Genomic DNA, 3,374 nt, shown 5'->3' on the forward strand with positions numbered 1-3,374 from the left:
GGTAATCGTTGGGGACCCCCGGGCCAGCCAAGCAATTCAACGATTACCGGGCAGCCGGCGAAAAGCCGGCAGCCCGGTCCCCTGGTTTGGTAATTTAAAAACCGCGCTTACCTTTGCCCCGTCGCCGGCAACTGCTGGGGGCCCTAATTTGACCATGACCGCACAATTTATCGCTCAAGCTTGGTGGTGGCCGCTCCGTACTTCCGGACCGGACAGCCAGTGCGCGCGGTAAAATCAGTGCTTGATTTTACTACATCTCACGAAGAGCCCGGCCGCCCAGCCGGGCTTTTTGCATATCCGGCGGGGCCCTACCTCACCCGCTTTTGTTCCCCCTCATGCCCGCCCAACCCCACCAGCTCCGCACCCGCCACCGCCGCCTGCTCGCCGATACCGTGACGCCCGTGGGCCTGTACCTGCGCTTGCGCGACCACTATTCCAATTGCCTGCTGCTGGAAAGCGCCGATTACCACGGCCAGCAAAATGCCTTCAGCTACCTCGTGTGCGAGCCGCTGGCCACCTTCGAGCTGCGCCGCGGCGGCGCGCTGCACCAAACGGGGCCCCATGGCCAAGCCACCACCGAGCAACTGGCCGAACCCCGCGAAGCGCTGGCCCGGTTGCACGCCTTTGCCGCCGGCTTTGTGCCCGACGCCGGCCCCCGCGTTCCCGTTCATCAGCACCGGCCTGTTTGGCTACCTGGGCTACGAGGCCGTGCAGGCGTTTGAGGACGTGACGCTGAACCCCGCTAAAGTGCCGGCCGGCGATGTCCCGCCGATGCGCTACGGCGTGTACCGCTACGTCATCGCCTTCAACCACTTCCGCCAGGAACTGCACATTTTCGAGCACAGCACCGACGGCGCCGAAGCGGCCCCTGATGGGCTGGACCGCCTCGAAAACCTGGTGCGCAACCCCGGCGTGCCGGCCTTCGATTTCGCCCTGAGCGGGGAGGAGAGCACCAACCAAACCGACGACGAATTCTTGGCCCGGCTGGCCCAAGGGCAGGCGCACTGCCACCGCGGCGACGTGTTCCAGATTGTGCTGTCGCGGCGCTTTCAGCAAGGGTTTACCGGCGACGAGTTCAACGTGTACCGGGCCCTGCGCTCCATCAACCCCTCGCCGTACCTGTTCTACTTCGACTACGGCGACTACAAAATCTTCGGCTCGTCGCCCGAGGCGCAACTGCGCGTGCAGGGCCCCGAGGCCAGCCTGTACCCCATTGCCGGCACCTACCGCCGCACCGGCGACGACGCCGCCGACACGGCGGCAGCCCAGCGCCTGGCCGCCGACCCCAAGGAAAACGCCGAGCACGTGATGCTCGTGGACCTGGCCCGCAACGACTTGGCCCGCCACGGCACCGACGTGCAGGTGCGCACGCTGCGCGAAATCCAGTTCTACTCGCACGTTATCCACCTCGTGAGCCACGTCACGGCCCAGCTGCTGCCCGGCGCCGACACCCTGCAAGTGGTGGCCGACACCTTCCCGGCCGGCACGCTCTCCGGGGCCCCAAGCACCGCGCCGTGCAGCTCATCGACGGCCTGGAGCCCACCGCCCGCGGCTACTACGGTGGGGCCCTGGGCCACCTCGGCTTCGACGGCAGCTTCAACCACGCCATCATGATCCGCTCGTTCCTCAGCCACGCCAACCAGCTCTACTTCCAGGCCGGCGCTGGCGTGGTGGCCGCGTCGGACATCAACTCGGAACTGAACGAAGTGCACCACAAGCTGGGGGCCCTGCGCCAGGCCCTCAAAGCCGCAGCCGACGTGCGGTAGACTTTTGCAATCCCTGAATTAGCAAGCCATGAAAATCCTCGTTCTCGACAACTACGACTCCTTTACCTACAACCTCGTGCAGCTGCTGCGCGAGTTGGGCCACGGCGCCGATACCACGGTCATCCGCAACGACAAGCTGGCCCTGGAAGCCGTGGAGGCCTACGACGCCGTGCTGCTCTCGCCGGGCCCCGGCGTGCCGGCCGAGGCGGGGCTGATGCCGCAAATCATTGCCAAATACGCGCCCACCAAGCGCATCCTGGGCGTGTGCCTGGGCCACCAGGGCCTGGCCGAAAGCTTCGGGGCGGCGCTCTACAACCTGCCGGCCGTGGTGCACGGCGTGGCCACGGCTGCCGACGTGACGGTGCCCGATGAGAAGCTGTTCCGGGGCCTGCCGCCGCGCTTCCAGGTGGGCCGCTACCACTCGTGGGCCGTGCGCCCCGAAACCATGCCCGCCGAATTGGAAGTGACGGCCCGCGACGCTGGCGGCGAGGTAATGGCCCTGCGCCACCGCCGCTACGACGTGCGCGGCGTGCAGTTCCACCCCGAAAGCATCCTCACCGAGCACGGCCCCGCCATGCTGAAAAACTGGCTGAGCGAGTAGGGGCGGGGCTTGTCCCCGCTCGGGCTCTGCAAGGTGGAAGCAGGACCAGCGCCAACGATTCCGGCGGGGGCAAGCCCGCCCCTACATCAGTAAAATCAGCGCAATCACGGTTAATCACGACTAATCAGCGATTTTGAAGACGATTCTTACCAAACTATTTGACCAGCAGCCCTTGACGCAGGCCGAGGCCCACGCCGCCATGCGCCAGCTGGGCGAGGGCGGGGCCAACCCGGCCGAAACGGCGGCCTTCCTGGCCGTGTACCGGATGCGGCCCATCACGGTGGCCGAGCTGGGCGGCTTCCGCCAGGCGCTGCTGGAGCTGTGCCGCGACCCCGAGCTGGGCACCCACGAACTGGTAGACATCGTGGGCACCGGCGGCGACGGCAAAAACACGTTCAACATCTCCACGCTGGCCTGCTTTGTGGTGGCCGGGGCGGGGGTGAAGGTGGCCAAGCACGGCAACTTCGGCGTGTCGTCGGTCAGCGGCTCCTCGAACGTGCTGGCACACTTCGGCGTCGATTTTGAGGACCGGCCTGGCCGGCTGCGGCGGCAGCTTGATGAGGCGGGCATCTGCTTCCTGCACGCCCAAACCTACCACCCCGCCATGCGCCACGCCGGCCCGGTGCGCCGCGAGCTGGGGCTGCGCACGTTCTTCAACATCCTGGGGCCCCTGGTGAACCCCGCCCGGCCCAACGCGCAGGTCCTGGGCGTGTTCAGCCTCGAATTGCAGCGCGTGTACCACTACTTGTTGCAGCCCACCGGCACCCGCTACGCCGTGGTGCACGCCCTCGACGGCTACGACGAACTCTCGCTCACCGACGCCGCGAAAGTCGTGACCGGCTACGAAGGCGAGCAACTGCTGACGCCCGCCGGCCTGGGCCTGCACGCCGCTACCCTGGCCGAACTGGCCGGGGGCCCCACGGTGGCCGCCGCCGCCGCCGTGTTTGAGAACATCCTGGCCGGCGAGGCCACGATGTGCAGCGCGACGTGGTAACGGCCAACGCCGC

2 protein-coding genes and 1 pseudogene are annotated in these 3,374 nt (G+C 67.2%); all 3 read left to right on the forward strand.

Going from position 1 to position 3,374, the window contains the following annotated elements; translation table 11 throughout:
* Window positions 1-335: 335 nt before the first annotated feature.
* The 3 genes and pseudogenes from BEN49_RS12580 to trpD all read left to right on the forward strand — a co-directional run bounded on the left by BEN49_RS12580 (window position 336) and on the right by trpD (window position 3,361).
* Window positions 336-1,766 (forward strand): annotated as a pseudogene (locus BEN49_RS12580) (anthranilate synthase component I family protein).
* Between the two features lie 28 nt (window positions 1,767-1,794).
* Window positions 1,795-2,367, forward strand: a complete 573-nt coding sequence (locus tag BEN49_RS12585; RefSeq protein WP_070743940.1) for an anthranilate synthase component II — start codon at window positions 1,795-1,797, stop codon at window positions 2,365-2,367.
* Between the two features lie 133 nt (window positions 2,368-2,500).
* A complete protein-coding gene (gene trpD / locus BEN49_RS12590) occupies window positions 2,501-3,361 on the forward strand; it encodes an anthranilate phosphoribosyltransferase (protein ID WP_158022892.1) in 861 nt (286 codons plus the stop codon).
* The last annotated feature ends 13 nt before the right edge of the window (window positions 3,362-3,374 follow it).

It is taken from the genome of Hymenobacter coccineus (assembly GCF_001816125.1).
Taxonomy (GTDB): domain Bacteria; phylum Bacteroidota; class Bacteroidia; order Cytophagales; family Hymenobacteraceae; genus Hymenobacter; species Hymenobacter coccineus.

Excerpts from the sequence above, each read along its gene's own strand:
- BEN49_RS12585 (WP_070743940.1), top strand. The coding sequence starts at position 1,795 with ATGAAAATCCTCGTTCTCGACAACTACGACTCCTTTACCTACAACCTC.